The sequence below is a fragment of the Bacillus sp. SH5-2 genome (genome assembly GCF_008368905.1).
Classification (GTDB): Bacteria; Bacillota; Bacilli; order Bacillales; family Bacillaceae_G; genus Bacillus_A; species Bacillus_A luti.
Window position 1 is genome coordinate 372,566 of sequence record NZ_QOSD01000020.1, and the last position, 22,290, is coordinate 394,855.

Annotated in this window: 30 protein-coding genes; 23 read left to right on the forward strand and 7 right to left on the reverse strand. The window is 35.7% G+C overall.

Annotated elements, in window-relative coordinates; genetic code table 11:
• Window positions 1–59: 59 nt before the first annotated feature.
• Genes DN410_RS17135 through DN410_RS17140 form a run of 3 tightly spaced genes read left to right on the forward strand, consistent with a single transcriptional unit; the run spans window position 60 to window position 1,949 of the window.
• The gene (locus DN410_RS17135) at window positions 60–1,277 is read left to right on the forward strand and encodes an EAL domain-containing protein (RefSeq protein ID WP_149177379.1); all 1,218 of its coding nucleotides are present in this window, start codon (window positions 60–62) and stop codon (window positions 1,275–1,277) included.
• The gene (locus DN410_RS28005; RefSeq protein ID WP_000544074.1) at window positions 1,277–1,405 is read left to right on the forward strand and encodes a hypothetical protein; all 129 of its coding nucleotides are present in this window, start codon (window positions 1,277–1,279) and stop codon (window positions 1,403–1,405) included. Before DN410_RS17135 ends, DN410_RS28005 begins: the two co-directional genes overlap by 1 nt.
• Before the next feature lie 55 nt (window positions 1,406–1,460).
• The gene (locus DN410_RS17140) at window positions 1,461–1,949 is read left to right on the forward strand and encodes a DUF3993 domain-containing protein (protein ID WP_149177380.1); all 489 of its coding nucleotides are present in this window, start codon (window positions 1,461–1,463) and stop codon (window positions 1,947–1,949) included.
• Between the two features lie 26 nt (window positions 1,950–1,975).
• Here the strand turns inward: DN410_RS17140 and DN410_RS17145 are convergent, their stop codons facing one another.
• On the reverse strand, window positions 1,976–2,212 hold the full coding sequence (locus DN410_RS17145; RefSeq protein ID WP_000717876.1) for a glutaredoxin family protein: 237 nt from the start codon (window positions 2,210–2,212) through the stop codon (window positions 1,976–1,978).
• Window positions 2,213–2,445: 233 nt separating this feature from the next.
• Between DN410_RS17145 and DN410_RS17150 the strand changes: the two genes are divergently transcribed.
• The 10 genes from DN410_RS17150 (at window position 2,446) to DN410_RS17190 (ending at window position 9,506) form a co-directional block, all read left to right on the forward strand.
• Window positions 2,446–2,682 (forward strand): YkuJ family protein, encoded by a 237-nt coding sequence (locus DN410_RS17150; RefSeq protein WP_000055151.1) that lies wholly within the window; start codon window positions 2,446–2,448, stop codon window positions 2,680–2,682.
• 215 nt (window positions 2,683–2,897) lie between these two features.
• Window positions 2,898–3,047, forward strand: a complete 150-nt coding sequence (locus tag DN410_RS28010; RefSeq protein WP_000440535.1) for a hypothetical protein — start codon at window positions 2,898–2,900, stop codon at window positions 3,045–3,047.
• A 74-nt stretch (window positions 3,048–3,121) separates the two neighbouring features.
• Window positions 3,122–3,640: a ribonuclease H-like YkuK family protein gene (locus DN410_RS17155; protein WP_000348523.1), complete on the forward strand. Its 519-nt coding sequence runs from the start codon at window positions 3,122–3,124 to the stop codon at window positions 3,638–3,640.
• Window positions 3,641–3,758: 118 nt separating this feature from the next.
• A complete protein-coding gene (abbA, locus tag DN410_RS17160) occupies window positions 3,759–3,950 on the forward strand; it encodes an antirepressor AbbA (protein WP_149177381.1) in 192 nt (63 codons plus the stop codon).
• A 170-nt stretch (window positions 3,951–4,120) separates the two neighbouring features.
• Complete coding sequence (gene cbpB, locus DN410_RS17165) at window positions 4,121–4,564, forward strand: cyclic-di-AMP-binding protein CbpB (protein WP_000623569.1); 444 nt, start codon at window positions 4,121–4,123, stop codon at window positions 4,562–4,564.
• 177 nt (window positions 4,565–4,741) lie between these two features.
• Window positions 4,742–5,626, forward strand: a complete 885-nt coding sequence (locus DN410_RS17170; protein WP_149177382.1) for a LysR family transcriptional regulator — start codon at window positions 4,742–4,744, stop codon at window positions 5,624–5,626.
• A gap of 71 nt (window positions 5,627–5,697) precedes the next feature.
• Window positions 5,698–6,420, forward strand: coding sequence for a 2,3,4,5-tetrahydropyridine-2,6-dicarboxylate N-acetyltransferase (gene dapD / locus DN410_RS17175; RefSeq protein WP_000783241.1), 723 nt, complete (start codon window positions 5,698–5,700; stop codon window positions 6,418–6,420).
• 61 nt (window positions 6,421–6,481) lie between these two features.
• Entirely contained in the window at window positions 6,482–7,612 is a 1,131-nt protein-coding gene (locus DN410_RS17180) for an N-acetyldiaminopimelate deacetylase (RefSeq protein WP_149177383.1), read from the forward strand.
• A gap of 278 nt (window positions 7,613–7,890) precedes the next feature.
• Complete coding sequence (locus tag DN410_RS17185; RefSeq protein ID WP_149177384.1) at window positions 7,891–8,757, forward strand: cytochrome C oxidase assembly protein; 867 nt, start codon at window positions 7,891–7,893, stop codon at window positions 8,755–8,757.
• Window positions 8,758–8,840: 83 nt separating this feature from the next.
• Complete coding sequence (locus DN410_RS17190; protein ID WP_001290442.1) at window positions 8,841–9,506, forward strand: potassium channel family protein; 666 nt, start codon at window positions 8,841–8,843, stop codon at window positions 9,504–9,506.
• Window positions 9,507–9,544: 38 nt separating this feature from the next.
• Here the strand turns inward: DN410_RS17190 and rnjA are convergent, their stop codons facing one another.
• Together rnjA and DN410_RS17200 are read right to left on the reverse strand one after the other, a co-directional pair.
• Window positions 9,545–11,212, reverse strand: coding sequence for a ribonuclease J1 (gene rnjA, locus DN410_RS17195; RefSeq protein WP_000670370.1), 1,668 nt, complete (start codon window positions 11,210–11,212; stop codon window positions 9,545–9,547).
• Window positions 11,213–11,216: 4 nt separating this feature from the next.
• On the reverse strand, window positions 11,217–11,429 hold the full coding sequence (locus DN410_RS17200) for a DNA-dependent RNA polymerase subunit epsilon (RefSeq protein ID WP_000576441.1): 213 nt from the start codon (window positions 11,427–11,429) through the stop codon (window positions 11,217–11,219).
• 545 nt (window positions 11,430–11,974) lie between these two features.
• Here DN410_RS17200 and DN410_RS17210 point away from each other — a divergent pair.
• Complete coding sequence (locus tag DN410_RS17210) at window positions 11,975–12,748, forward strand: Cof-type HAD-IIB family hydrolase (protein WP_149177385.1); 774 nt, start codon at window positions 11,975–11,977, stop codon at window positions 12,746–12,748.
• Between the two features lie 206 nt (window positions 12,749–12,954).
• Here the strand turns inward: DN410_RS17210 and def are convergent, their stop codons facing one another.
• Window positions 12,955–13,509, reverse strand: coding sequence for a peptide deformylase (gene def / locus DN410_RS17215; RefSeq protein WP_149177386.1), 555 nt, complete (start codon window positions 13,507–13,509; stop codon window positions 12,955–12,957).
• A gap of 167 nt (window positions 13,510–13,676) precedes the next feature.
• On the reverse strand, window positions 13,677–13,823 hold the full coding sequence (locus DN410_RS17220) for a YjcZ family sporulation protein (protein ID WP_000274562.1): 147 nt from the start codon (window positions 13,821–13,823) through the stop codon (window positions 13,677–13,679).
• A 513-nt stretch (window positions 13,824–14,336) separates the two neighbouring features.
• On the opposite strand from DN410_RS17220, the gene pdhA reads away from it, so the two are divergent.
• The 5 genes from pdhA to DN410_RS17245 all read left to right on the forward strand — a co-directional run bounded on the left by pdhA (window position 14,337) and on the right by DN410_RS17245 (window position 19,872).
• Window positions 14,337–15,452: a pyruvate dehydrogenase E1 component subunit alpha gene (gene pdhA, locus DN410_RS17225; RefSeq protein WP_000536893.1), complete on the forward strand. Its 1,116-nt coding sequence runs from the start codon at window positions 14,337–14,339 to the stop codon at window positions 15,450–15,452.
• Window positions 15,453–15,455: 3 nt separating this feature from the next.
• Complete coding sequence (gene pdhB, locus DN410_RS17230) at window positions 15,456–16,433, forward strand: pyruvate dehydrogenase complex E1 component subunit beta (RefSeq protein ID WP_000068165.1); 978 nt, start codon at window positions 15,456–15,458, stop codon at window positions 16,431–16,433.
• 92 nt (window positions 16,434–16,525) lie between these two features.
• Window positions 16,526–17,815 carry a pyruvate dehydrogenase complex dihydrolipoyllysine-residue acetyltransferase gene (pdhC, locus tag DN410_RS17235; protein WP_149177387.1) on the forward strand — a complete coding sequence of 430 codons (1,290 nt, stop codon included), beginning with the start codon at window positions 16,526–16,528 and terminating at the stop codon, window positions 17,813–17,815.
• 5 nt (window positions 17,816–17,820) lie between these two features.
• Window positions 17,821–19,233 carry a dihydrolipoyl dehydrogenase gene (gene lpdA, locus DN410_RS17240; RefSeq protein WP_149177388.1) on the forward strand — a complete coding sequence of 471 codons (1,413 nt, stop codon included), beginning with the start codon at window positions 17,821–17,823 and terminating at the stop codon, window positions 19,231–19,233.
• Window positions 19,234–19,644: 411 nt separating this feature from the next.
• Entirely contained in the window at window positions 19,645–19,872 is a 228-nt protein-coding gene (locus DN410_RS17245) for a hypothetical protein (RefSeq protein ID WP_149177389.1), read from the forward strand.
• Between the two features lies 1 nt (window position 19,873).
• Here DN410_RS17245 and DN410_RS17250 read toward each other — a convergent pair whose 3' ends face one another.
• Window positions 19,874–20,266 carry a DUF1885 family protein gene (locus tag DN410_RS17250; protein ID WP_149177390.1) on the reverse strand — a complete coding sequence of 131 codons (393 nt, stop codon included), beginning with the start codon at window positions 20,264–20,266 and terminating at the stop codon, window positions 19,874–19,876.
• A 132-nt stretch (window positions 20,267–20,398) separates the two neighbouring features.
• Between DN410_RS17250 and DN410_RS17255 the strand changes: the two genes are divergently transcribed.
• From DN410_RS17255 to DN410_RS17270, 4 genes are all read left to right on the forward strand, one after another.
• Window positions 20,399–20,695: a DUF3055 domain-containing protein gene (locus DN410_RS17255; protein ID WP_149177391.1), complete on the forward strand. Its 297-nt coding sequence runs from the start codon at window positions 20,399–20,401 to the stop codon at window positions 20,693–20,695.
• 195 nt (window positions 20,696–20,890) lie between these two features.
• A complete protein-coding gene (locus DN410_RS17260; RefSeq protein ID WP_000536778.1) occupies window positions 20,891–21,019 on the forward strand; it encodes a GapA-binding peptide SR1P in 129 nt (42 codons plus the stop codon).
• 59 nt (window positions 21,020–21,078) lie between these two features.
• Window positions 21,079–21,207 carry a GapA-binding peptide SR1P gene (locus DN410_RS17265; protein ID WP_000536789.1) on the forward strand — a complete coding sequence of 43 codons (129 nt, stop codon included), beginning with the start codon at window positions 21,079–21,081 and terminating at the stop codon, window positions 21,205–21,207.
• 45 nt (window positions 21,208–21,252) lie between these two features.
• Complete coding sequence (locus DN410_RS17270; protein WP_000536786.1) at window positions 21,253–21,381, forward strand: GapA-binding peptide SR1P; 129 nt, start codon at window positions 21,253–21,255, stop codon at window positions 21,379–21,381.
• 37 nt (window positions 21,382–21,418) lie between these two features.
• Here the strand turns inward: DN410_RS17270 and DN410_RS17275 are convergent, their stop codons facing one another.
• A complete protein-coding gene (locus tag DN410_RS17275; protein WP_149177392.1) occupies window positions 21,419–22,249 on the reverse strand; it encodes a protein-glutamine gamma-glutamyltransferase in 831 nt (276 codons plus the stop codon).
• Window positions 22,250–22,290 lie beyond the last annotated feature (41 nt).

The following is a 22,290-nucleotide window of genomic DNA, read 5'->3' on the forward strand; positions in this document are numbered from 1 at the left end:
TATTATTTTTCCGTAAATATCGTGTTATAATTTTTGAAAAGTAAAGGGAGGGAAGCACGTTGATAGATGCATTAGATGTAATGAGTAACTTGGATAAAGTCCTTCCTTATTATCAAGCTATTTTTAGTGCTGATGAGCATACAGTAATTGGATATGAAGTAGTAGGACGTATTCAAACAGAAGAGGGTATACAAAGTTTAGCTTCTTTCTTTCATGATGATTCTATTCCAAGCGAGTTTCAGCTGGAAGCGGATAATATCATAGTAGAGAAAGCTTTGAATCGTTATTTGGAAAGCGATCAACAATTATTATTATTTATACATCGGAATGCTAACGTATTAATGAATGATGAGGATGAAAGTTTACTTCAACTTTTATTGATGTATGAAAAGCAAGGTTTAAATTTGAAACGCATTGTTTTAGAGATTACAGAACATGAATGTAAAGAAGATATAGAGCAATTTAATCATTTGCTTATGTATTATCGTACATACGGTATTCAAATTTCGATAAATAAGGTCGGAACGGGTACAAGTAATTTAGAACGTATTAGCGTGTTAGCACCGGATATTTTAAAAGTAGATTTAACAAACTTAAGGCAAACTGCACTTTTACAATCTTATCAAGATATTTTATATTCTTTATCATTACTCGCTAGAAGAATTGGTGCGACATTGTTATATGAAGAAATAGATGCTTTTTATCAATTACAATATGCTTGGAAAAACGGAGGTAGATATTACCAAGGTGATTATTTGAAAGAATGTTTACCTGATTTTATTGAAACGAATGTTTTAAAAGAGCGACTTGGTAATGAATGCCATCAGTTTATTCAACATGAGAAGAAGAAGCTGCAAAAAATTTATAATTTAACAGAGATGTTACGTGATCGAATTGGTGATGTTCTATCTAAACAAAAAAAGAATGAAGATATAAATGATTGGTTATTACAATTTAGTCAAAGTGTGTCACAGTGTAGTTTCCGTATATTTATTTGTAATGAAGATGGTTTCCAACAATCAGGTAATGTGATGAAAAAAGATGGAGAATGGATTGTGATGCCGGAGTATTATATGAAGAACTGGAGTTGGCGCCCATATTTTCTAGAGAATATTATGAAAATGCGTTTTGAGAATAAGGCAAGGCTCTCGGATTTATATGCCGATATTGAAACAGGTGAAATGGTACGAACATTCTCTTTCCCAATTGATGATGAAAACTTTTTATTTATAGATTTATCGTATGAATATTTATATGAAGAAGATGTTTTGTTTTAATGCACGAAGAAATTCGTGCATTTTTTTGTTTGTTTTTATCAGAAATTGGTAATAGTGAAAATGGTGATGAAAATGCTGTCTATCGTTGTAAAGATTTTACGAACGAAACCATCCCTTTCTTTGCATAATCATTGTTACAATGAATACTACAAAGACAAGTTCTTTTAAAAGGAAGGTGAAAAAATGAGGAAATATGGAATATGGTTTGTTCTATTTGTATGTGTTGCTTTTCTAGTTGGTTATAGTGTGACAACCGTATTAGGAAAAGAGGAGTTGAAAGTTGATCGGAAAGAAGTGTTTACGACGATACAAAAAGGTTATGAGACCCAATTTTCAATTCGTGGGAAACATTTGCCTGTGAACAAGATGATAGAGACATTATCACCGTATTTTACAGATAATTTCCTTCAAGTATTTACAGATGAAAATAGTAGAAGTGAAAAGCAAAGTGGTGAATATTTACTTCCAGCAAAAGAAGCACCGTTTTCTTTTAATTCAGAAACGAAAATGTCATATGATGAAGAACACAAAAATTTATACGTATATGAGCGGACGAAAAGTGGTCAATATCAAATCGTAACATTGCAAAGGGATCAAGGGAAATGGAAACTAGCAGGATATCATGAAAGTCAGGAACTTTTAACTGAAATAAAAAGGCTACAACAATTATAAGAATAGGAATAGGTAGATACCTATTCCTATTCTATATTGAGTAGCTGTTGTAATTTCTCGATTTGAAACCCTGCAACAACTTCCCCGTCAATTACAACTGTTGGAGTTGAGTAGGAGTCATAGTCGTATAAAAGGCGGTCGCGAGCAGCAGCGTCTTTTTTTACGTTGAATTCTTCATATGCAACGTTATTATGCTTTAAAAATTCTTTCACAATGACACATGGCGGACAATCAGGTTGTGTGTAAACCTCAATTTTTTTCATTGTAATTCCTCCTTTTTTCTGTTTTTTATTATATTCTTCCAGTATAAAAATCGCAATAAAGAAGGGAAAATATGTTCTTTCTGTTTTTTCCTTCGAATTTCGACAAATTTTTAGTTGAGTTTCTGGCCAATAACCTTTATCCTAGAGTGTGGAACATTTTTTCTGTTATGACGGATAGAATGAGTATAGCTGTAAAACCTATTGGTAGGAAGATCAGAGAAAGGAGAGATTTCATGTCTCTACTCCAAGGAATTTTAACTCGACTTGTTAGTCTACAAGAACAAGCTGAAAGCGGTGAAGTAGCACAACGCTATTTTGAAGTGAACGGTGAGCGCAAATGTAGCGTGAAATTTTTCGATAAAAGTGAAATGTATGAGTTAGAAGTGTATCAACAAGGTGAAAAACCTCAAGTGTATCAATTCGATAATATCGACATGGTTGCAATTGAGATTTACGATATCATTTCTTGATACATATAAAAAAGGTACTGCCATAAGGCAGTACCTTTTTTAGTTCTATACTTTCCGGCATATATGTATAGGAATTTTTCATTTATCCTACAATGGTAATAAAGTAAAATTTTAATTGGTGGGGGTGTTTATCATCCACTGATTATTAAGCTACACAAATCGGGAGTCTTACCACCCACAAATATCTTGATAAAAATAATTAGGAGGTGTGTTATGTGGAACGTTTACCAGTTGTGATTTGTCCTAATTGCCACAATTCTGCTGAGATTATTCATGTATTAACAGCTCAATCTAATCAAAATGTAATTTATACGTGCCAAGTATGTCATTGTGTAATTCGGAATATTGAAACGAATAAAGGGTAGGGAGTTATAATTTGTGTTTTTGTCCCATACAATGAGAATACGAAAAGTCTGTCTAATTGAAAGGACGTGACTATGTGGACGGTGAACATACATTTTATAATGTTTCAGAGAGACATTTGAATTTTGATATGGTCTTTAACCGTATTTGTAGCTTCATTGAAAGGGATCCGCGAAATTTATATCGATTATCCATTGGGACAGACTCACAAGCACATCAAAAGGATACAAGATTTATTACGGCAATTCATATTCATCGTGTTGGAAAAGGAGCCTGGGGTTGCTTACACCATAAATCAGTAAAAGATAAACCAGCAACTTTACGTGAGAAAATATATTTAGAAACGCAGTTTAGTCAAGAGATTGCATGTCTATTTACTCCTAATCACATACAAACAATATGGGATTTATTACATCCGCATGCACAAGATGGGGCAGGGTTTATAATGGAAATTCATCTAGACATCGGGAATGATGGTTTAACAAAAGAATTTATTTTAGATATGACGGCGAAAATTCAAGCGATGGGATTGACTGCAAAAATTAAGCCGGATGCTTATGCGGCGTTTAGTTATGCAAATCGATATACGAAATAATTTCTATATATTTTCGATTTTTATATGTCTTTTAATAAAAACTGAATATTACATCTATTAAATAGGCTAGAAATTTTATATAATGAAGGTAATGATGCGAGTATAAGGAGAGGGGCATATGCAAAAGGAGTTTATTTTAACGAAAGAAGAAGAAAATTTGTTATTAGATATTTTATTTCAGCAAAATTATGCGAGTGAAATTTTAGCTGTGGAACTTACAGATATTGAGAATGGTTTAAAAAAGACAGATGTGATGCAATATAAAAAAATCACAAGGTTATTTTACAGATTAAAAAATAAAGGGTATTAAGCGCTACCGGAATGGTAGTCTTTTTTTTGTGTTGTATGCTAAAATAGCTGTGTAATTTTGTTTTTTACTGAAAGAATGTAAGGACAAAATAATAATATGAAAACGCTGTCATAAAATGTGAATAGAGCCGGTGATTATAAGCAGGAAAAAGGGAAAATGGGGGATGTAATATGATTAGTATTCCAAAAGACGAGTTTCAACAAATTTTTGTAAAAGATTTAATGATTTCATCAGAAAAAGTAGCACACGTCCAAATAGGGAATGGTTTAGAGCATGCTTTACTCGTACTTGTGAAATCTGGATATTCGGCAATACCTGTTTTGGACCCGACGTACAAATTGCACGGGTTAATTAGTACTGCTATGATTTTAGACGGTATGTTAGGGCTAGAACGCATTGAGTTTGAAAGACTTGACGAAATGAAAGTAGAGCAGGTAATGAAGGAAGATATCCCAGTTCTTAAGTTAGAAGATTCATTTGCAAAAGCTTTAGAAATGACAATTGATCATCCTTTTATTTGCGCTGTCAATGAAGATGGCTATTTTGAAGGGATTTTAACACGCCGGGCTATTTTGAAATTGTTGAATAAAAAAGTGAGACAACATAATCGTTAACATGAGAAAAGTGACTTCATAGAAACAGAGAAGTCACTTTTTTTCGTGCATATCAGTTGTGTATGTATTATATTTAAAAGGATAAAAAACATAAGAGAAGTTAGGACGGAAAAGTCGGTTTTTCGGTATAAAAGTATTTTATTAAATTAAGATGAAAAGCTTATTGAAATAAGGTGTATGGAAGCTAAGGAAAGAGGGAGAAAGTTGCAAATTGATGATTTTCAAATGATGGTTGTATTGGCTCAGGAATCAAATATGAGAAAAGCGGCGGAACGTTTATTTGTTTCCCAACCTGCGCTTAGTCAACGATTACAATCTATGGAGAAACAATGGGGAATGAAGTTTTTTATTCGCTCACAAAAAGGATTGACAATTACACCTGAAGGGGAAAAAGTCGCAAATTATGCAAAGGAAATGTTGCAAAGGGAAGAGGATATTAAAAGCGAGCTTGCTGTTTTTAGAACAGAAACTCACGGAACGTTAAAAATAGCTGTTGCATCAGTTATTGGTCAATATTGGCTCCCTCCTGTTTTGAAAAAGTTTGTGCACAAATATCCTTCTGTGAAGATATCGCTGTTTACTGGCTGGAGTAGTGAAGTGCAAAAGCAATTTTATGAAGGTGACGTTCATGTTGCTATCTTAAGGGGATCACAGGAGTATAAAGGACAAAAGACACAATTATTTGAAGATGAATTATATTTAGTCGACAAAGAAATAAAAGATATTTCGATGTTAAAAGAAACAAGTAGACCATTTATTCAATTTAAAAGTGATTCAACTTATTATGGGCAAATACAAAATTGGTGGTATGGACTATTTTCTAATCCACCTAAGCGAACAATTGTAGTTGACCAAATTGAGACGTGCAAGCAACTTGTTTTAAATGGTATAGGTTATGCTCTATTACCTTCTACTGTTTTAAAAGAAGTACAGGAAAATATGTATAAAACACCTGTTCAATTAACGAGAGAAACATGGTTATTAACGAGTGAATCGGCAAGACAGTTGAAGCAAGTACAAGCATTTTTAGAAATTATAGAAGAAATTCAAATGGAAAAATAGGATTATTATCTTGCTACTCGCCCTATCGTTTGGTAGAGTAACAGTATAAATGGATTTAGGAGGCAACAAGAATGAAAATGATGGACGCTAACGAAATTATTTCGTTTATTCAAAAAAGTGAAAAGAAAACTCCTGTAAAGGTATACATAAAAGGGGATTTAAAAGAAGTAACATTCCCTGAAACAGTACAAGCATTTGTAAATAAAAAATCCGGTGTATTATTTGGAGAATGGTCTGAAATTAAGACAATTCTTGATGAAAATAACAAGCACATTGTAGACTATGTTGTTGAAAATGACCGTCGCAATTCTGCAATTCCAATGCTTGATTTAAAAGGTATTAAAGCTCGTATTGAGCCAGGCGCGATCATTCGTGATCACGTTGAAATCGGCGACAACGCTGTTATTATGATGAATGCAACAATTAACATCGGTGCTGTAATTGGTGAAGGTTCTATGATCGACATGAACGCAGTTCTTGGTGGACGTGCAACTGTCGGTAAAAACTGTCACGTAGGTGCAGGTGCTGTACTTGCAGGTGTAATTGAGCCACCTTCTGCAAAACCAGTTATCGTTGAAGATGATGTTGTAATTGGTGCAAACGTGGTTGTATTAGAAGGAGTTACAGTAGGTAAGGGGGCAGTTGTAGCAGCAGGAGCTGTTGTAACAGAAGATGTGCCTCCATATACAGTTGTTGCAGGTACTCCGGCACGTGTAATTAAAGAAATTGATGAGAAGACAAAAGCAAAAACTGAAATTAAACAAGAACTTCGTCAATTAAACCCAGAGAAATAAAAACAAAAAAGCGTAAGAGCATAAACAGGCTCTTACGCTTTTTATAGATAGAGGTGCAAAAATGACAATGAGCAAATTCGTCCAAATTCGTAGAGATTTACATAAAATACCGGAAATTGGATTTAAAGAGTGGAAAACACAACAGTATATTTTAGATTATATAGGAACGCTTTCGGATGAATATGTGGAAGTGAAAGTATGGAAAACGGGTGTCATTGTTAAAGTAAATGGGAAAAATCCAGAAAAAATTATAGGCTATCGTGCAGATATAGACGGTTTACCAATTACTGAGGAAACTGGATATGAGTTTGCTTCTGTTCATGATGGAATGATGCATGCATGTGGGCATGATTTGCATACAGCAATCGGTTTAGGACTTCTAACAGCAGCTGTAACGGAAAGAATAGACGATGACCTTGTATTCCTATTCCAACCTGCAGAAGAAGGTCCAGGGGGGGCTCTCCCTATGTTAGAAAGTGAAGAGTTAAGGGAATGGAAACCGAATATTATTCTCGGCCTTCATATTGCACCTGAATACCCTGTAGGAACAATTGCTACAAAAGAGGGGCTATTATTTGCAAATACATCGGAGTTATATGTTGATTTAAAGGGGAAAGGTGGACATGCAGCTTACCCTCATACTGCAAATGACATGATTGTCGCAGCTAGTCACCTTGTTACACAGCTTCAGTCCGTTATTAGTCGTAATGTGAACCCTCTTGATAGTGCAGTAATTACAATCGGAAAAATAACAGGCGGTACAGTTCAAAATATCATAGCAGAAAAGTCTCGGTTAGAAGGAACGATCCGAACATTATCAGTGGAATCAATGAGTCGTGTTAAAAGTAGGATTGAGGCAATTGTTGCAGGTATAGAAGCTTCCTTCCAATGTGAAGCGGTTATTGACTACGGAGCCATGTATCATCAAGTGTATAACCACGAAGAGTTAACAAGGGAGTTTATGCAATTTGTACGTGAACAAACGGATATGAATGTTATTACATGTACTGAGGCAATGACAGGTGAAGATTTTGGTTATATGCTTCAAGAGATTCCTGGATTTATGTTTTGGCTTGGGGTAAATTCAGAATATGGTTTACATCACGCGAAATTAAAACCAGATGAAGAAGCGATTGAAAAGGCGATTGTGTGTATAGACCGATATGTAAAGTGGAAAGGGAATAGAAATTAACTCCCACTTTTTTAGGGGACAAAGGCACTTTTGTTATAAGGTGTAAGCGCGGCTTATATAGAGTGATTTTAAACATTAGCATACAAAATGGAGGAATGAAAATTCTTCCTTGAAAAGTTTAATTGGTTGTCTTAATAATGAGCAGGGGTGAACCGCTGTTCATTATTAATTATTGCTAATAGGAAAGAGAATTGTTTAACTAACTTATATATGTTTACTTTTACTATGAAAAGTGTGTAAAATCAATGTGAAACATAGAAAAAAGGGTGGGGAATTACGTGCAAATTAGCAGTGCAATGTTATGTTTTGTCTTATATGCATATGTTATTATTGCGGCGGTTTATTTTGGGATAAGTTTTTATGCCTACCGTTTAGTAGATAATAATGAATACGACGAAACATATAGATGGGTGAAGAGATATTTATCACCTGTACTAGAAATTATGAATGGGTTTGTGCTCTTTTTATTTATTGGATTAATTGCTTTCTCAACGAGTTTAGTAGGGAATAAAACTACGCTATTTGTATTAGGTATTATTATTTTTATGTTGTTAGGAATTCGGATTGGTAATACGGTGTTTTGGAATGAAAGAAAAATAGATGGTTGGACGGGAATGTTAATCCCGTGTATGCTAGCTGCAATCGTGACGAATATAGAACATGAGTATTATCAATTACACTTTTGGCTTATTATCGTTTTAACAATTCTTTCTGTTTTGTATATAAGTACAGTAGTATTAACATACATTGCACATGAAAAAGGAGATGCTAAAGGGACTCGTTTCTTTAGAGGACGGGCATTATTTTGGAGTGTGCCAACGATGGCTGTTATAGGAATTATCGCGATATTAGTAAATGGATATCAATTTTCTGATTGGCAAATGTTTTTAGAGAATTGGTGGATTTTTATCGTTTCATTTATTGCTTTTTTAGGTGCAACGCATTATTTATTCCATCAACATCATTACAAATGGGCGCTGTTATTTGCATTCATACAGCTTCTATTCGCTTTTTTCGGCCAAGAAACATTATTATTCGTTTTTGAAACATTTAGTTCATTTGGAAATATATTTGTATTTGGCATGTTGATTGTTGGTATCGCCTTTTATTTACAACAATATTTTTATATGCAAAAACAAAAATAGGAGCTATCTACAGGTTTTTGTGGCGCATATAAAGTATGCTACAATGAAAATACATAGTACTTGAAGTTATTGGAGGAATTCCTGTGAGTGAGAAAGAAAAAGAATTTGCTGTCATTGGACTTGGGCGTTTTGGTGGAAGTATTTGTCGGGAACTAGCTCAATTAGGCATGGAAGTAATGGCGATTGATTCAGATGAGGATAAAATTAATGAGTTTGCAAATATAGCTTCGCATGCTGTAATTGCAGATTCAACAGATGAGATGGTATTAAAAAGCCTTGGTATTCGTAATTTTGATCATGTAGTCGTTGCTATTGGAGATAATTTGAATTCCAGTATTTTAACAACATTGATTTTGAAAGAGTTAGGTGTAAAAAATATTACTGTAAAAGCTCAAAATGATTACCATGAAAAAGTGTTAAGTAAAATAGGTGCCGATCACATTGTGCATCCAGAGCGTGATATGGGAAAAAGGATTGCTAATAATATTGCATCAAGTAATGTATTAGACTATCTTGAACTTTCCGATGAGCATAGTATTGTAGAAATTATTGCAAATAAAAAAATTGACGGTCATTCTTTAATTGAATTAGATATTCGTGCGAAGTTTGGATTGAATATTGTAGCAATTAAACGTGGTAAAGAAGTTATTGTATCTCCTCGAGCTACAGAAAATATTCAAGCGGGAGATATATTAATTGTAATTGGTCATGACGATGAAGTAGATCGTTTTAAACATTTTTTAAGATAAATGAAAAGGACAATACCATGGAGGTATTGTCCTTTTTCTTATATTTCCATAATGATTGGTAAAATCATTGGGCGACGTTTCGTTTTCTCATATAGGAATGGTGCCAATGTGTCTGTAATTTCATTTTTAATTTCAGACCATTGTGTTGTTTTACGTTCCATTACTTTTTCTAAATGAGTTGTAATTAATGTTTGAGCGTCGTTGATTAAATCACTGCTTTCGCGCATATAAACGAAACCGCGTGAAATGATATCAGGTCCGGCTGCAACTTTAAATTCTTTCATATCAATGCTTACCACTACAATAACAAGTCCTTCTTCGGAAAGGATACGACGATCGCGTAATACGATATTACCGATATCTCCAATACCATTTCCATCGATATAAACAGAGCCAGATGGTATTTTACCAGCTACGCTTGCTTCATCTGAACGTAAGGCAAGAACATCTCCATTATCCATGATGAAACAGTTCTCTTCTGGAATACCGCAATCATTCGCTAATTTCATATGCATACGTTGCATACGATATTCACCATGAATTGGCATGAAATATTTCGGTTTAATTAGACGTAGCATTAGTTTTTGCTCTTCTTGTCCGCCGTGTCCACTTGTATGAATGTTTGACAGCTTGCCATGAATTACGTCAGCGCCAGCGCGATACAGCATGTTAATTGTACGGCTTACACTAATTGTATTGCCAGGGATTGGTGAAGAAGAGAAAACCACTGTATCGCCAGGAATGATTTGAATTTGACGATGAGTACCATTAGCGATACGTGAAAGTGCTGCCATTGGCTCACCCTGACTACCTGTACATAAAATAACAACTTTATTAGCTGGTAGTCGGTTTAATTGAGCTGTATCTATAAATGTATCTTTCGGACAGCGAATATAACCGAGATTTTGTCCGATTTCAATCGCTGCTTCCATACTGCGACCAAATACAGCCACTTTCCGATTGTTTTCAACAGCTGCTTCAACAACTTGTTGCAAGCGATGGATATTTGATGCAAAGGTTGCGAAGATGATACGACCTTCTACTTTGCGGAAAATATCTTGAATACTATCACCAACGCGGCGCTCAGACATAGTAAAGTTTGGAACTTCACTATTTGTACTGTCAGATAAGAGACAAAGTACACCGTCTTTTCCAATTTCAGCCATCTTTGTTAAGTCCGCAGGTTCACCGACTGGTGTGAAATCAAATTTGAAATCACCAGTATGAACAACTTGTCCTTGAGGTGTTTTCACAACAACTCCGTATGAATCTGGGATACTGTGAGTTGTACGGAAGAAGGAAACAGATGTCTTTTTAAATTTAATAACATCATCTTCTTGAATTTCATAAAGTTTTGCTTTACGAAGTAATCCGTGCTCTTCTAATTTGTTTTTAATTAGTGCAATTGCTAATTTTCCGCCATAAATCGGAATGTTCACTTGACGCAATAAGTAAGGAATTCCACCGATATGATCTTCGTGACCATGTGTAATGAACAATCCTTTAATTTTATCTTCGTTTCGCACAAAATAAGTGTAATCTGGTATTACATAATCGATTCCGAGGAGTTCGTCTTCTGGAAACTTAATTCCAGCGTCAATAATAATAATTTCATCTTGAAATTGAACAGCATATGTATTTTTACCGATTTCACCAAGTCCACCTAAAGCAAAAACGGCAGCTTGATCATTCTTTAGAAATTTCATATGACTATACGATTTCCGCTAATGTTAAATCAGCGTTTTCTTTTTCATATTCAAGATGAGCACCGGTAACAGACTGAACGAACTCGATATTATATGCGAACTTATTTAATTTTTTACGAACATCCTTTTCAGACGTAGCCTCTAAATATAAAACTTTTGTATTTTCACGTACTGGAACCTCAGTCATTTTTTCTTGATAAAATACTTTAAAAATCATTTGGAAAACCTCTCCTTGTCTATGTTTTGCATTATCTGTTACTTATTATAAAGCAAACAGTCACGATTTTCATGTTTTTTCGAATGAGAATGAAGAAAAAGCCCGAAATGGGCACAATTTAAGCGATTGTCTTTTTGCGGACTAGATCATTTAAATAACGCTTGAGCTTTTTCTTCAGCTTCTTCAGCATGATTACTCCTTCCTTCCCTTATTTTAAACATGCATATTACTAGTAAAAACTCCGTCTCTGATATAAGAAAGAGGACAAAAGTTAATTGTGAATCTTGTCCTTTCTCATACAGTGAAAAGTATTCTATAGTAATGATTAGTAGCCGCTAGTTATAGGTATAGTATGAGAAAGAATAGAAAAGAAAATTCATACGAACAAGTATCACATTTTTACTAATATATATATGCAGGTTTCATTAATAAGGTTAGAAAGTGAACGCTTTCTTCACAGATGTTTAATATGTTATACTTTTTTTTGGAATTTGAAAAGTGATAATCAAAATAGGAGTATAGAGTGCTAGAAAGGATTTTGACAAATGAATGATAAAATTGTCTTTTTTGATATTGATGGAACATTATTAGATCATGATAAAAAAATACCGCAGTCTACGCGAGATGCTGTAAGACAGTTACAAGAAAAAGGTGTGCATGTAGCAATTGCAACAGGGCGTGCGCCATTTATGTTTGAAGATATTCGTAAGGAACTGAATATACATAATTATGTTAGTTTTAATGGTCAGTATGTTGTATTTGAAGATGAAGTAATATTTAATAATCCGTTACATTCAGCTGCGTTGCATAAGTTCACTCAGTTTGCAAAACAAGAAGGGTATCCACTCGTATATCTTGATCATCAAGATATGAGAGCGTCAGTGGAATATCATGATTATGTGAAAGAAGGGTTCGGAAGCTTAAATTTTGAGCATCCAGCATATGAACCTGATTTTTATGAGAAACGTAATATTTATCAAACACTTCTTTTCTGCGAAGTAAATGAAGAGGAAAAGTTTATTAATGAGTACCCAGATTTTCATTTTATTCGTTGGCATGCGTATTCAATGGATATTATTCCAAATGGTGGTTCTAAGGCAAAAGGGATTGAGAAATTCATTGAGAAATTAGGGTTTAACCGTGAACAAGTGTATGCATTTGGAGATGGTTTAAATGATTTGGAAATGATTGAAGCAGTTGGGACAGGCATTGTGATGGGAAATGGTCACGAAGATTTGAAAAAACTTGCAAATTATGTGACAAAGGATGTTAGTGAAGACGGTATATATCATGGATTAAAATGGGCTGAATTGCTATAAGTGAATATGGAACCCATTTCATACAATAAAAAGGCGGAAGTTTAACTTCCGCCTTTTTATCTGCTATTTGCGGCCAGAAAGACTCCCACCTAAAAATTCGGCACATGCGAGAAAGTAGGTGGGAGATTAACTGCCCATAAAAGCCCGATTGGTGTGGGCTAATAATCAAATGGACATCTCCATCTGATTAAAGTTTCATCTTATTATCATCGCTCCAAAGGTTTAGAATCATCGGGAGCGGAAAATGGATTCTCTTTATTGATATGGTCATAGAACATAACCCCATTTAAATGATCGATTTCATGCTGGAATACGATTGCTGGCAACCCTTTTAAACGTAATTTAACTTCTTCTCCGTTAATAGATGTTGCTTTCACTGTAATTCTTGTGTAACGAGGGACATAGCCTGGTACGTCGCGGTCTACAGAAAGACAGCCTTCCCCATTTGGTAAATATGTACGTTCAACAGAATGACTAATGATTTTTGGGTTAAATAATGCATGGCTATATAACGTACCGTCCGTATCTGTTACATGAACTGCAATCATTTTCTTTGAAATACCGATTTGCGGAGCCGCTAATCCGATTCCAGGGCGTAAACTATATTTTTCAGCCATTTCAGGATCTTGGCTATTTATTACAAATTCAATCATTTCTTTAAGGGTATTTGTATCTTCTTCGCTCGCTGGTATTACTACCTCTTCTGCAACGTTTCGCAAAATAGGATCTCCTTCGCGAATTACATCTTTCATTGTAAGCATATGTAATCTCTCCTTTCTCCTCTAGTCTACCAAAGGAGATGGAAAAAGTCATCGGCAAGTAAGGGGAAGCGCTTTGGAAAGTATTTTACTATAGATTGGTTATGTAGGAATAAAAAGAAACAGACGGCAGAGCCGTCTGTTTCTTTCCATAGTTGTTCCATTTTACATTAGCGAATGCAAGCAGCACCAACGATAATTAAAAGAATAAACAACACAACGATTAAGGCGAAGCCGCGTCCAGACCCGCCACAAGAACCGCCATAACCGTAGGAAGGATATGAACAAGTTGGATAGCAATATGAGTATCCGTACATGAGATGACCTCCTTTATCATTTCCCGCTAATATTGCGGTTACTATAATGTATGGAGGGAAGAGTAGAAATGTATGGGTAATTACCTATAAAAGGAAGAAGAGTTTGTATATTTTTGCTAAGAAGAGAGAAAAACTAAAGAGAATTAAATCGTTTACATATTATTCTAAGAGAAAAAACAAGTTAAAAAGGGAATAATATAACAGTAGGTTAATGCTTACTAATACAGATGCGAAAAATAAAAACATGTTTGTGGAAAAGAAACCTGCAGATTATTTATAAAAAAACGTATTCAAAGTAATTGACATCGTAATTAGAATAGTTGTAAACTAAAAAACGTGATCAAGATTGTATTAATATGTTTCTGAAAAAACATTAGTACAGATTGTTAGGTACACAAAATTATTCTCAACCGACAGATAAATTTGTTGGTTTACATTGTTGCGTTTTCGTTTTAGCTAACAGCTAGTGAAAGCGTTTCAGAATATGGTTCAAGAGAGGAAGAGGTGAACGGAATGGGTACTAAAACAAAAAAGACCCTATTTAATGTTGATGAGCAAATGAAAGCTATCGCAGCTCAATTTGAAACATTACAAATTTTAAATGAAAAAGGCGAAGTTGTGAATGAAGCAGCTATGCCTGAATTATCTGATGATCAATTAAAAGAATTAATGCGCCGTATGGTGTATACTCGCGTACTAGATCAACGTTCTATTTCTTTAAACCGTCAAGGACGTTTAGGTTTCTACGCACCAACAGCTGGACAAGAGGCTTCTCAGTTAGCAAGTCATTTCGCACTTGAAGCAGAAGATTTCATCTTACCAGGATATCGTGATGTGCCACAATTAGTATGGCACGGTTTACCATTATACCAAGCATTCTTATTCTCTCGTGGACATTTCATGGGTAACCAAATGCCTGAGAATGTAAATGCACTTGCTCCACAAATCATTATCGGTGCGCAAATCATCCAAACTGCTGGTGTTGCGTTAGGTATGAAACTACGTGGTAAAAAATCTGTTGCAATTACTTACACTGGTGACGGTGGTGCTTCACAAGGTGACTTCTACGAAGGTATGAACTTTGCGGGTGCATTCAAAGCTCCAGCAATCTTCGTTGTACAAAACAACCGTTATGCAATCTCTACTCCAGTAGAAAAGCAATCTGCAGCTAAAACTGTAGCTCAAAAAGCAGTAGCAGCAGGTATTTACGGAATTCAAGTAGACGGTATGGATCCATTAGCTGTATACGCAGCAACTGCTTTCGCTCGTGAGCGCGCAGTAAATGGCGAAGGTCCTACTTTAATTGAGACTTTAACATTCCGTTACGGTCCACATACAATGGCTGGTGATGACCCAACTCGTTACCGTACAAAAGATATCGAAAACGAATGGGAACAAAAAGATCCAATCGTACGTTTCCGTGCTTTCTTAGAAAACAAAGGCCTATGGTCTCAAGAAGTTGAAGAGAAAGTAATCGAAGAAGCGAAAGAAGATATCAAACAAGCAATCGCTAAGGCTGACCAAGCTCCAAAACAAAAAGTTACTGATTTAATGGAAATCATGTACGAAAAAATGCCTTACAACTTAGCTGAACAATATGAAATTTACAAAGAAAAGGAGTCGAAGTAAGCCATGGCTCAAATGACAATGATTCAAGCAATCACTGATGCTTTACGTGTTGAAATGAAAAATGATCCTAACGTACTTGTGTTTGGTGAAGACGTTGGTGTAAACGGCGGTGTATTCCGTGCTACTGAAGGTTTACAAGCTGAATTCGGTGAAGACCGTGTAATGGATACTCCACTTGCAGAGTCTGGTATTGGTGGACTTGCAGTTGGACTTGCATTAGAAGGATTCCGTCCAGTTCCAGAAATCCAATTCTTCGGTTTCGTTTATGAAGTAATGGATTCAATTTCTGGTCAATTAGCTCGTATGCGTTACCGTTCTGGTGGACGTTGGACTGCTCCAGTAACAGTTCGTTCTCCATTCGGTGGCGGTGTTCATACTCCTGAACTACATGCTGATAGCTTAGAAGGATTAGTGGCTCAACAACCTGGTCTAAAAGTTGTTATTCCATCTACTCCATACGATGCAAAAGGTCTTTTAATCTCTGCGATTCGTGACAACGATCCAGTTATCTACTTAGAGCATATGAAATTGTACCGTTCATTCCGTCAAGATGTACCAGAAGGTGACTACACAATTGATTTAGGCAAAGCTGATATCAAACGTGAAGGTACAGACGTATCTGTTATCGCTTACGGTGCTATGGTTCACGCTGCATTAAAAGCTGCTGAAGAACTTGAAAAAGAAGGTATCTCTTTAGAGGTTGTTGACTTACGTACAGTTCAACCATTAGATATTGAAACAATTATCGCTTCTGTTGAAAAAACAGGTCGCGTAGTTGTAGTTCAAGAAGCACAAAAACAAGCTGGTATTGCAGCTAACGTTGTAGCGGAAATTAACGACCGTGCAATCTTAAACTTAGAAGCTCCAGTTGTACGTGTTGCAGCTGCTGATACAGTATTCCCATTCTCTCAAGCTGAGAGCGTATGGTTACCAAACCATAAAGATATTGTTGAAGCTGTTAACAAAGTAATGAACTTCTAATTTTTACTTATTCATGTGCAAAAGAAATCAGCGCATGCTGATTTCTTTTGCCATATTCCATAATAATGAAATGAATCAGGGGGCTGAATTCCGTGGCATTTGAATTTAAACTACCAGATATCGGTGAAGGTATCCACGAAGGTGAAATCGTAAAATGGTTTATTAAGCCAGGCGACGAAGTAAACGAAGACGACGTACTTCTTGAAGTACAAAATGATAAAGCAGTAGTAGAAATCCCTTCTCCTGTTAAAGGTAAAGTACTTGAAGTACTTGTAGAAGAAGGAACAGTTGCAATTGTAGGAGATACATTAATTAAATTTGATGCTCCTGGATACGAAAACCTTAAATTTAAAGGTGACGATCATGATGCAGCTCCAAAAGCTGAAGAAGCAGCAGTAGAAGCTCCAGCAGCGGAAGCTACTCCAGCAGCAACTGCAGAAGTAGTAAATGAGCGTGTAATCGCTATGCCATCTGTTCGTAAATATGCTCGTGAAAAAGGTGTAGACATTCATAAAGTAGCTGGTTCTGGTAAGAACGGCCGCGTTGTGAAAGCTGACATCGATGCATTTGCAAATGGTGGACAAGCAGTAGCAGCAACTGAAGCTCCGGCAGCAGTAGAAGCTACTCCAGCAGCAGCGAAAGAAGAAGCACCAAAAGCACAACCAATCCCAGCTGGTGAATATCCAGAAACTCGTGAGAAAATGAGTGGTATCCGTAAAGCGATTGCGAAAGCAATGGTTAACTCTAAGCATACAGCTCCTCACGTAACATTAATGGATGAAGTAGATGTAACAGAACTTGTTGCTCACCGTAAGAAGTTCAAAGCTGTTGCAGCTGACAAAGGTATTAAATTAACTTACCTTCCATACGTTGTTAAAGCTTTAACATCTGCATTACGTGAATTCCCAATGTTGAATACTGCTTTAGACGATGCTTCTCAAGAAATCGTTCATAAACATTACTTCAACATCGGTATCGCAGCTGATACAGACAAAGGTCTATTAGTACCAGTTGTTAAAGATACAGATCGCAAGTCTATCTTCACTATTTCTAACGAGATCAATGATCTTGCTGGTAAAGCACGTGAAGGTCGTCTAGCTCCTGCTGAAATGAAAGGTGCTTCTTGCACAATTACAAACATTGGTTCTGCAGGTGGACAATGGTTCACTCCAGTTATCAACCACCCAGAAGTAGCAATCCTTGGTATCGGCCGTATCGCTGAAAAACCAGTTGTGAAAAACGGTGAGATCGTTGCAGCTCCAGTATTAGCATTATCTCTAAGCTTTGACCATCGTTTAATTGACGGCGCAACTGCTCAAAAAGCATTAAACCAAATTAAACGTCTATTGAATGACCCACAATTATTAGTAATGGAGGCGTAATAACAATGGTAGTAGGAGATTTCCCAATTGAATTAGATACAGTCGTTGTTGGTGCAGGTCCTGGTGGATACGTTGCGGCAATTCGTGCAGCACAATTAGGTCAAAAGGTAGCAATCATCGAAAAAGCTAACCTTGGTGGCGTATGCTTAAACGTTGGATGTATTCCTTCAAAAGCGTTAATCAATGCAGGTCATCGTTATGAGAATGCAATGCATTCTGATGACATGGGTATCACTGCAGAGAACGTAAAAGTTGACTTTACAAAAGTTCAAGAATGGAAAAACGGCGTAGTTAAAAAATTAACTGGCGGTGTTGAAGGCCTTCTTAAAGGTAACAAAGTTGAAATCATTCGCGGTGAAGCTTACTTCGTAGATGCTAACACTTTACGCGTAATGACTGAAGATGCAGCTCAAACTTACACGTTTAAAAATGCTGTTCTTGCAACTGGTTCTACACCAATCGAAATTCCAGGATTCAAATACTCTAAACGTGTTATCAACTCTACAGGCGCTTTAAGCTTACCTGAAATTCCTAAAAAACTTGTTGTAATCGGCGGCGGTTACATCGGTATGGAATTAGGTACTGCATATGCTAACTTCGGTACAGAAGTTACTGTAGTAGAAGCTGGCGACGAAATCTTAGCTGGTTTTGAAAAAGCTATGAGCTCTGTTGTTAAACGTGCTCTACAGAAAAAAGGTAACGTAAATATCCATACAAAAGCTATGGCTAAAGGCGTTGAAGAAACAGAAACTGGCGTAAAAGTTAGCTTCGAAGTTAACGGTGAAATCCAAACTGTAGAAGCAGATTACGTATTAGTAACTGTAGGTCGTCGTCCAAACACTCAAGAAATCGGTCTTGAGCAAGTTGGAGTTAAAATGACTGACCGCGGCATCATCGAAATCGATGAGCAATGTCGTACAAACGTACCAAACATCTATGCAATCGGTGATATCGTTCCTGGACCACCATTAGCTCACAAAGCTTCTTACGAAGGTAAAGTAGCTGTTGAAGCAATTAGTGGCCATGCATCAGCAATCGATTATATCGGAATTCCTGCAGTATGCTTCACTGATCCAGAATTAGCATCTGTTGGTTACACTAAGAAACAAGCAGAAGAAGCTGGAATGACTGTAGCTGTATCTAAGTTCCCATTCGCTGCAAACGGTCGTGCGTTATCATTAAACAGCACTGATGGTTTCCTACAACTTGTAACACGTAAAGAAGATGGTCTTCTTGTAGGTGCTCAAGTTGCAGGTGCAGGTGCTTCTGATATTATCTCTGAGATTGGTTTAGCTATCGAAGCTGGAATGACAGCAGAAGATATCGCTCAAACAATCCATGCTCACCCAACATTAGGTGAAATCACAATGGAAGCAGCTGAAGTTGCTCTTGGAATGCCAATTCACATTGTAAAATAAATAATGAAAAAAAGCGTCTCTTAAATTATAGAGACGCTTTTTTTATTTGCCATTTTAAATGGATATATTTCTTTACTTGCACTGGTGTTATTATTACAACGAAATAGAACAATAGCGGCATGTAGTTCTTTAAGACCCTTTATAAGGTTATTAATTTCTGCAAGACGTAGATTAATAAAAGTGTTTGCTTGAATTCTTGTGAGAATAAAGGATAAGTTGCATTTACATAAGAATCTTTAATAATGACAACATGCAGTTTGTTTTGCATATAAATAGTTATGAGCTTAAAAAATACTAGAAGAATAGAGAATAAAAGTTTTAAATAATTGATACATATAGAAGCGTATTTTGAAATATAGAGAGGATCAGGTTGAATTATATAATAGAAGGGATATATGAGGAGGTAACGCTATGAAAACTACGCTAGTTTCATTTTTGCATCTAGTTTTATGGAGTGGATTTTCAGCAGTGTTATTATTGTCAAGTCGTGATAAACTTCATTATAAAATTTTTCTTTTTTTTATATTTGTTTACTTAGCGTATGTGATAGCGTATTTCATACTAAGTGCAAGGAGAAAAGCGATATTTCTTACTTGCACAAATAGTATGGTTTTTTTAATCATTTATTTTTGTTTTTAAATTAACGTTTATAGAAATACATTGTTCTTCCATTAAATAATTGTAACTCTCCTTCTAATTTCTTCGCTAGAAAACGACTAAATTCATTTGCTTTACCTTTATCGCCAAATGTTGCTGTAGTAGGTAAAGAAATTTGAATGAAAGACTGCCCTTTTTCTATTCCAATTCCTACATAAATCGAATCATATCGATCGTGACTTGATTGGAGTTTTAACGTTGTCGTTGATGTATCCAATATTTCATAAGGAAAAGCTGTATTTGTATAAGCATAATTAATTTGATCGCCAGTTCTGGAAGTGACGGTTTTATAGTTGTCAAAAAGGTGTTTTACATCCTCTATTGAAACAGATTGCTGATTGGAATTAGGTACAAGCGTAATAAAGGCATGTTGCATATAAGTTCCCCCTAATTTAGTAGAATACTATCATTCTACATCCTACTGAATTTTTTGACAATTAAAAGGAGTATTACTTTTTTTGTTTAATATAGTATGAGTAGGAAAGGTGATCTAGAAAGGTGGAAACCGATGTTTGAAAAATTGTATGATGAGCATGAAAGTGTGAAGGTACGATTTTTGGGGTTTATGACACATGATACGCGTTATGATTTTGGTGTTATTTATACAAATATGTTTTTTGGGAAGCCACTCATTGTTTGTATGCAGACGGGAAGGTCTACTTTGCTTGGACAAGATGATGTGGAGAATGTTCAATATGTGCAGGAAATTTTCAAGTTAGGGTCGGAAGAGGAAGCGATGGAGTTAGCTCAATTTTTCAAATTTCTTGTTCCGTCTACTTCTTTACATGCGGAGTATGAAGAATAATTAACGAGAAACAGTCGTACGTATGGTTATGGCTGTTTTTTTGCGTGAATATCGCATACTAATTAAATTTAAAAATATTTAATGTGTTATACTAAAAACCTATTGACGCAAAAAGTATAACATATTAAAATAAAGACAGAAAGTTAAGCGGTTACAAAAAGTTTTTGGGATTATAAACTTAGGGGGAAATGGAAAATGGGAACAATCGTATGTCAAGATTGTGAAGGTACAATTGCACACTTTGAGGATGAGAAAGTAACGGTACTTTACGGGAAATGTGGATCTTGCGGATGTGATCACACAGAGCATACAAAAGCCCAATAATTGATAGGAAATGGACAGCTAAAAGTTTTTAGGACCATAAACTTAGGGGGAAATGAAAAATGGGAACAATCGTATGTCAAGTATGCGAAGGAACAATCGCGCATTTTGAAGATGAGAAAACGACAGTACTTTATGGGAAATGTGGTACAAATTGTGACTGTGCTAGTAGAGATAATGCGAAAGCTTAATGATAAATAAGTAGATTACTATTAAAACTCAGGGGGAAATGAAAAATGGGAACAATCGTATGCCAAGTATGTGAAGGAACAATCGCACATTTTGAAGATGAAAAATCAACAGTATTATATGGGAAATGTGGATCTCATTGCGAGTGTAACCATAAAGAACATAAAAAAGCTTAATAATAAGAAAGAGCGCCTACATATGTAGGCGCTCTTTTTAATAAATTGTAGTTGTATGGCCAACTGTTGCAACGATGGCATCATCTCTAATTGGAATAAATCCTATGGCTGTTTGTGGTGTGTTTGGAGAAGCGTAGTGACTCATTAGACGGCTATCAATACGAGTAATCGTATCAGTCAAAAAAGCTGAAATAAAAGCGTAAGGGACTCGTCGTTCGTTTAATGAGTAGATAATTTCTTCTTTTGTTTTTACACCTACGCCATGTCCGTAAAAAAAGAAATTTCCTAGATAGATTGTGTTTTCTCCTTGCCACTCGATTGTAGATGGATTCACTTGTGGATTTTTAAAATAAACGAGATCGCCTGGGACAAGATCACCCCCTGTTTTTGTTATGAGCTTTAAATCTTGATCGTAGTCCCACGTATAAAGTAAAAGGTCAGCAAATAGGTGGTTGAAAGTTTCTTCCTCATATAATGATAGTAAAGCTTTGTAAAAAATAATTATCATAGCGGTTGCACATTCAGTTCCATATAGTTTACCGTTTTTGAAAATATCTTGTATAGCAATAGAAGGTGGAATGTTTGGGAGAATCTGGAATCCTCCTAGTGATGTTCTTTTCCAAAACTGGGGGTTGCAAAAGGATTGTTGAAACGTACGAAACTGAAATCCACTTTGAAACAATTCTAATGCAGAGGTAATAATATTAACGCGCAAATTTAGATCAAAGCTGAGTTCATCAGCTGTTCGGAAGGAATAAACTTCTTGATTTCCCGCCATTATGGATAAAATTTGTTGCTTCTCAGCTGCAAATGGCTCATATTCATTTGTGATATAAGGGTGTACAATAGAACGGCCTATTACAATCATAATGGTATCTCCACCTATATGTTACAGATTTCGCGATACAG

Excerpts from the sequence above, each read along its gene's own strand:
- DN410_RS17270 (WP_000536786.1), top strand. The coding sequence starts at position 21,253 with ATGGGAACAATCGTATGCCAAGTATGTGAAGGAACAATCGCACATTTT.
- lpdA (WP_149177388.1), top strand. The coding sequence starts at position 17,821 with ATGGTAGTAGGAGATTTCCCAATTGAATTAGATACAGTCGTTGTTGGT.
- pdhB (WP_000068165.1), top strand. The coding sequence starts at position 15,456 with ATGGCTCAAATGACAATGATTCAAGCAATCACTGATGCTTTACGTGTT.
- DN410_RS17170 (WP_149177382.1), top strand. The coding sequence starts at position 4,742 with ATGGAAGCTAAGGAAAGAGGGAGAAAGTTGCAAATTGATGATTTTCAA.
- dapD (WP_000783241.1), top strand. The coding sequence starts at position 5,698 with ATGAAAATGATGGACGCTAACGAAATTATTTCGTTTATTCAAAAAAGT.
- DN410_RS17180 (WP_149177383.1), top strand. The coding sequence starts at position 6,482 with ATGACAATGAGCAAATTCGTCCAAATTCGTAGAGATTTACATAAAATA.
- DN410_RS17245 (WP_149177389.1), top strand. The coding sequence starts at position 19,645 with ATGAAAACTACGCTAGTTTCATTTTTGCATCTAGTTTTATGGAGTGGA.
- DN410_RS17150 (WP_000055151.1), top strand. The coding sequence starts at position 2,446 with ATGTCTCTACTCCAAGGAATTTTAACTCGACTTGTTAGTCTACAAGAA.
- DN410_RS17255 (WP_149177391.1), top strand. The coding sequence starts at position 20,399 with ATGTTTGAAAAATTGTATGATGAGCATGAAAGTGTGAAGGTACGATTT.
- pdhA (WP_000536893.1), top strand. The coding sequence starts at position 14,337 with ATGGGTACTAAAACAAAAAAGACCCTATTTAATGTTGATGAGCAAATG.
- DN410_RS17275 (WP_149177392.1), bottom strand. The coding sequence starts at position 22,249 with ATGATTGTAATAGGCCGTTCTATTGTACACCCTTATATCACAAATGAA.
- DN410_RS17260 (WP_000536778.1), top strand. The coding sequence starts at position 20,891 with ATGGGAACAATCGTATGTCAAGATTGTGAAGGTACAATTGCACACTTT.
- def (WP_149177386.1), bottom strand. The coding sequence starts at position 13,509 with ATGCTTACAATGAAAGATGTAATTCGCGAAGGAGATCCTATTTTGCGA.
- DN410_RS17220 (WP_000274562.1), bottom strand. The coding sequence starts at position 13,823 with ATGTACGGATACTCATATTGCTATCCAACTTGTTCATATCCTTCCTAC.
- abbA (WP_149177381.1), top strand. The coding sequence starts at position 3,759 with ATGCAAAAGGAGTTTATTTTAACGAAAGAAGAAGAAAATTTGTTATTA.
- DN410_RS17145 (WP_000717876.1), bottom strand. The coding sequence starts at position 2,212 with ATGAAAAAAATTGAGGTTTACACACAACCTGATTGTCCGCCATGTGTC.
- DN410_RS17250 (WP_149177390.1), bottom strand. The coding sequence starts at position 20,266 with ATGCAACATGCCTTTATTACGCTTGTACCTAATTCCAATCAGCAATCT.
- rnjA (WP_000670370.1), bottom strand. The coding sequence starts at position 11,212 with ATGAAATTTCTAAAGAATGATCAAGCTGCCGTTTTTGCTTTAGGTGGA.
- DN410_RS17200 (WP_000576441.1), bottom strand. The coding sequence starts at position 11,429 with ATGATTTTTAAAGTATTTTATCAAGAAAAAATGACTGAGGTTCCAGTA.
- DN410_RS17140 (WP_149177380.1), top strand. The coding sequence starts at position 1,461 with ATGAGGAAATATGGAATATGGTTTGTTCTATTTGTATGTGTTGCTTTT.
- DN410_RS17210 (WP_149177385.1), top strand. The coding sequence starts at position 11,975 with ATGAATGATAAAATTGTCTTTTTTGATATTGATGGAACATTATTAGAT.
- DN410_RS17265 (WP_000536789.1), top strand. The coding sequence starts at position 21,079 with ATGGGAACAATCGTATGTCAAGTATGCGAAGGAACAATCGCGCATTTT.
- DN410_RS28005 (WP_000544074.1), top strand. The coding sequence starts at position 1,277 with ATGCACGAAGAAATTCGTGCATTTTTTTGTTTGTTTTTATCAGAAATT.
- cbpB (WP_000623569.1), top strand. The coding sequence starts at position 4,121 with ATGATTAGTATTCCAAAAGACGAGTTTCAACAAATTTTTGTAAAAGAT.